Genomic DNA, 3,721 nt, shown 5'->3' with positions numbered 1-3,721 from the left:
GTATCAACTCGCGCTTCGCATCCTCGTCGTACTTGCGCCGTCCGTCTCGCTTGAGATCGACCACCAACCGGCTCTGCAAACCTCCGTCTTGCTCGTTCATGCACACCTGTCCACGTTCATTGAACATGGACACGTAGCCTCGGTGAATCAGCCTCGCCGTGCAATGGCGTCCTTCAAAGAGCGCTTACGGTCTATCTGCATCGCGATCCAGTCGACTTCCGTATGGGCATCAACGAGCTGTCGATCCTGGTCGAACAGGCGATGCGCCTGAACCCAATGACCTCGGCACTGTTCGTGCTCGGCAACCGTCGTCGCGATCGAGTCAAGATCCTCGGCTGGGGTGGCAACGGCTTCTGGTTGTTGCTCAAGCGACTCGAAGCTGACCGCTTCATCTGGCCGAGCGGAGGCGACACGATCACGCTCAGCACTGAGCAGTTGCACTGGCTGCTCGACGGCATTGATCTAGAAGCATCCCCAGCGATATTACACGCGGATGAGCTGAACACCAGGCACGTGGCATGGTCTAAACGACCATGCCGAACAACCCCGTCATGTTGAGCGCCGAGGAGTACGAGGCGCTGATTGCCGCGAGCGCCGAACGCGATACGCTGCGTGGCGAACTCCGGCTCGTGACAGCACAACGCGATCTGGCCGAAGAAAAACTGCGGACCTACAAGCACGAACTGTTCGGTGCGTCGAGCGAGGCGCGCCATGCCGGCCAGCTCGGCCTGTTCAACGAAGCCGAGGCACTGGCGACGACTGCTGACGCGCCTGCGCGCGAGGACGTGCCCGGCACGTCGGTCGCCGCCCACACGCAAGGCAAGCGCGGACGCAAACCACTCGATCCGAACTTGCCGCGCGAAGTCGTGTGGCACGAGTTGCCGGAGTCTGAACGGTTCTGCGCGCATGACGGCCACGCCCTCGTCGAGATCGGCGTCGAGACGAGCGAGCAGCTTGACGTGATTCCCGAGCAGGTCCGCGTCGTTCAGCATCAGCGAGTCAAATATGCTTGCCCGTGCTGCGATCTCGGCATCAAGGTCACGCCCGCACCGGCGCGCATCATTCCGCGCGGACTGCTCACGGAATCCGCGCTGGCGTGGATCATCACTGGCAAGTACCAGTACAGCATGCCGCTGTATCGTCAGGCCACGCTGCTGCGTCGCTTCGGCGGCGACATCTCGTCGAATACGCTGGCCGCCAGTGTGGTGCGGGTGGGACTGGCCACGCAACCGGTGATCAACCTGATACGCGACGCGCTGCTCGAATCGGACCTGATCTACGGCGACGAGACAACGTTCCAGGTGCTGAAGGAACCAGGACGAAGGCCGCAGGCAAAGAGCTATCTATGGGCGCAGGTCAACGGCTCGGGGCCACCGGTGCGGAGTTCTCATACTCGCCGGGGCGCGGTGCCCAACATGCGCAGAAGCTCTATGCCGGCGTGCTGCCTGGCACCGTGCTGATGACTGACGGATACGAACTTTACAACGGCATCGCCCACGATCACCAGCTCGTGCATCTCGGATGCTGGGCGCACGTGCGCCGTGGCTTCATCAAGGCCGAGGAATCGGTACCGACAGCGACACGCTCGCCGGATCTGCTAACCACGCGTTTCGTCATGCTAATCGGTAAGCTGTTCGCGGCCGAGGCGCGCTGCGCGAAGTGGAAACCCGTACGTCGGCAGCGACTGCGCGCCCGGTACAGCGCCCGCGTGCTCGCCATCATCGAGCGCATGCTGGTCGAGCATCTGTCCACCGTCATGCCGTCGAGTCTGCTCGGCAAGGCGTTGCAGTACATGAGCAGGCAGTGGCCCAAACTGATCCCCTACATCGAGAACGGCAACTGGCCGATCTTGAACAACCTGTGCGAGAACACGATAAGGCCGTTCGTCGTCGGCCGCAAGGGCCGGTTGTTCTCTGATACGGTTGCCGGCGCGCAGGCCAGCGCTAACCTGTACTCCCTCATCGAGACTTGCAAGGCAAATAGAATTGAGCCATATCGATACCTTGTGAAGTTATTCACCTTACTTCCCCATGCTACGAGTGTAGAAGACTACAATATTTTACTCCCCTGGAATCTGACCTTCTAAAATCATGGGCAACAAAAACTATATCCAATGGCTACGTAGCCATGCAGGCAGCGGACTGATTCTGAGCCCGTCAGTAGCCGCCGTGATTCATGATGAGGATGGACGGCTTCTCCTACAAGAGAAAGCAACTGGTGGACCTTGGAGCCTTCCTGCCGGTGGGATCGAGTTCGGCGAATCGCCCGAAGACGCAATCGTTCGGGAGGTAATGGAGGAAACGGGCTACGACGCAAGCGTGAGCCGCGTTCTCGGTGTGTTCGGCGGCCGCTCCTTCCGATACGGATACCCCAACGGCGACGAGGTCGAATACGTAGTGACGTTGTTTGCCTGCAAAATCGTGGGCGGCACTGGTTTTCCTACCGATTCTGAGACGAAGTCGCTGAAGTATTTTCATCGGCGTGAGATGCCGATGCTCGCGTTACCTTACCCACTCGATACCCTCTTCGCGGAACATTGACGCTTTCTGTCTTCCAACGTGTCCTCTGCACGGCGTTATTAATTGACCGGTTACAGTTCGTCGGCGGTGATCGTGACGTTGAGCGGCATACCTGGTTAGACCGGCACACCGCTGGCCTGTTCAGCTCACACGAAGATATTCGTGCTTCGGATGTTGCCGGATTGCAGTAATGTCATCACCATCGAGCAGCGCATGCAGCAGATCCGTCGTCATCGTCACGACCGCCGTCTTCCGGTCGGGCCAGATGAAGTGGCTCGCCTCAAGCCGTTTCATGAGAAGCCAGAAACCGCTCCCGTCCCAGCCCAGGATCTTGATGCGGTCGCGACGCCGGTTGCCGAAGATGTAAAGCGACGTGTCCATCGGGTTCAAGCGCATCGACTGTTCAACGAGGATCGACAGACTATTCATGCCGTAGCGGAAGTCGACCGGATCACGGTGCAGGTAGACCTTCAGGGTGTCGTCGAACCGGAACACGGAAGCCTCCCGAGCATTTGAATGACGGTGGCTAATTCGTCGATGCTTGCCTCGCCGAGATCGAACTCAACGCCATTTGATAGGCGCACGTGCAGCGAGAGCGCCATCGAAGGGGACAACGGTAATGGCTCGGGCGGGAGTACCATCGGTGAAGTGGCAATCGGCACGACTGGCACGAATGCTGACAGCGAAGTGGGCATGTTGTTGATGGCTGTCCAGAACCGCGCTTAAGCGGCGGCGCAATGTCGACATTTTGCTCAAGTACGAAGGGGCCGCAAGGGCCCCTTTGATGTGATGCGCTCGATGTGGCTTAGAACGGCGGATCGTGTTTNATTTTGCTCAAGTACGAAGGGGCCGCAAGGGCCCCTTTGATGTGATGCGCTCGATGTGGCTTAGAACGGCGGATCGTGTTTTCTGGTGCGGACGTCTCGTGACGCGTGCAGTTCGCGCAGTTGTTCGTGAAGCTGAGCGCCGTAGAAGTCGGTGATCGTGGCCAGCAGGTCATCGAGCAGTTCGAACACGGCCAGCGCCTGCTCGGGTGTCCAGTCGTCGGGCACGACGAACGGCAGACCGCGCCGGCGTCCCGAAGGCAACAGCGGAGTGCGGCTCATGATGTTGCCACCTTCTTCACCGCGGGCCGGCCGGTTTTGCGCTGCCGGGCCCGGGCCTCGTTGCGCTCGCGCGCTTCCTTGAGCCGGTACGACTCG

The 3,721-nt window shown here is 59.9% G+C and carries 4 protein-coding genes and 2 pseudogenes; 3 read left to right on the top strand and 3 right to left on the bottom strand.

Annotated features, from left to right (window positions below; translation table 11 throughout):
- The first annotated feature begins 195 nt into the window (after positions 1-195).
- The 3 genes and pseudogenes from tnpB (RZR99_RS32285) (at position 196) to RZR99_RS32275 (ending at position 2,540) form a co-directional block, all read left to right on the top strand.
- A complete protein-coding gene (gene tnpB / locus RZR99_RS32285; protein ID WP_323123752.1) occupies positions 196-558 on the top strand; it encodes an IS66 family insertion sequence element accessory protein TnpB in 363 nt (120 codons plus the stop codon).
- Positions 534-2,086, top strand: a pseudogene (tnpC, locus tag RZR99_RS32280) (IS66 family transposase). The gene tnpB (RZR99_RS32285) and the pseudogene tnpC overlap by 25 nt, the downstream one beginning before the upstream one ends.
- Positions 2,087-2,090: 4 nt before the next feature.
- Positions 2,091-2,540, top strand: coding sequence for an NUDIX domain-containing protein (locus RZR99_RS32275; RefSeq protein ID WP_323123751.1), 450 nt, complete (start codon positions 2,091-2,093; stop codon positions 2,538-2,540).
- A gap of 120 nt (positions 2,541-2,660) precedes the next feature.
- Here RZR99_RS32275 and tnpB (RZR99_RS32270) read toward each other — a convergent pair whose 3' ends face one another.
- The 3 genes and pseudogenes from tnpB (RZR99_RS32270) to RZR99_RS32260 form a co-directional block, all read right to left on the bottom strand.
- Positions 2,661-3,014 carry an IS66 family insertion sequence element accessory protein TnpB gene (gene tnpB / locus RZR99_RS32270; protein WP_323123750.1) on the bottom strand — a complete coding sequence of 118 codons (354 nt, stop codon included), beginning with the start codon at positions 3,012-3,014 and terminating at the stop codon, positions 2,661-2,663.
- A pseudogene (locus RZR99_RS32265) lies at positions 2,990-3,196 on the bottom strand (transposase); the annotation flags it as partial. The pseudogene RZR99_RS32265 and the gene tnpB (RZR99_RS32270), both read right to left, overlap by 25 nt.
- A 210-nt stretch (positions 3,197-3,406) precedes the next feature.
- Positions 3,407-3,625 (bottom strand): hypothetical protein, encoded by a 219-nt coding sequence (locus tag RZR99_RS32260; RefSeq protein WP_323123749.1) that lies wholly within the window; start codon positions 3,623-3,625, stop codon positions 3,407-3,409.
- Between the last annotated feature and the right edge of the window lie 96 nt (positions 3,626-3,721).

This window comes from Burkholderia alba (assembly GCF_034721475.1).
GTDB classification, from domain to species: domain Bacteria; phylum Pseudomonadota; class Gammaproteobacteria; order Burkholderiales; family Burkholderiaceae; genus Burkholderia; species Burkholderia alba.
This window is presented reverse-complemented; position numbering and strand designations above follow the sequence as displayed.

Excerpts from the sequence above, each read along its gene's own strand:
- RZR99_RS32275 (WP_323123751.1), top strand. The coding sequence starts at position 2,091 with ATGGGCAACAAAAACTATATCCAATGGCTACGTAGCCATGCAGGCAGC.
- RZR99_RS32260 (WP_323123749.1), bottom strand. The coding sequence starts at position 3,625 with ATGAGCCGCACTCCGCTGTTGCCTTCGGGACGCCGGCGCGGTCTGCCG.